Origin of the sequence: Acinetobacter guillouiae CIP 63.46 (genome assembly GCF_000368145.1) — a bacterium.
Lineage (GTDB): Bacteria > Pseudomonadota > Gammaproteobacteria > Pseudomonadales > Moraxellaceae > Acinetobacter > Acinetobacter guillouiae.
In genome coordinates, this window is the sequence record NZ_KB849292.1 from 6,181 (window position 1) to 6,772 (window position 592).

Annotated in this window: 1 tRNA gene; it reads left to right on the plus strand. The window is 36.1% G+C overall.

Features of this window, described 5'->3' with window-relative positions:
* Nucleotides 1–44: 44 nt before the first annotated feature.
* Nucleotides 45–120, plus strand: a tRNA-Ala gene (locus tag F981_RS23040).
* The last annotated feature ends 472 nt before the right edge of the window (nucleotides 121–592 follow it).

Sequence of the window (592 nt, forward strand, 5' to 3'; positions counted from 1 at the left end):
AGTAGCTTAGATTGAAAGATATGTCGTTCATTAAGTGATAAGCTGGGGACTTAGCTTAGTTGGTAGAGCGCCTGCTTTGCACGCAGGAGGTCAGGAGTTCGACTCTCCTAGTCTCCACCATACATTACGAAGTAATGTAGAAAACGAAAGTTAAATTCCAAAGATAGCTTATAGAAATTAATAAATAAGAAGATCGAATGATCTTGGTTTATTAACTTCTGTGATTTATCACAGTTTACTACTCACCGACGAGGTGGTAGTTAATCATTAACAGATTAGAAAATTGAGTCTGAAATAAATTGTTCAAACTCGATTAATTTGACACTAACGGTAATACGTAAGTATTTCAGTTAGATGAAGAATTAATCTGAGAACTAGCAAAAACACTGAATCAAGCGTTTTGGTATATGAATTAGATTGAAGCTGTATAGTGATTAAATTCACAGACAACAGATAGTAGCAATTAAGTTTGCAACGATAACACTCACTTGTATGTGTTAACGACTGTTTGGGGTTGTATAGTCAAGTAATTAAGTGCATGTGGTGGATGCCTTGGCAGTCAGAGGCGATGAAAGACGTAATAGCCTGCGAT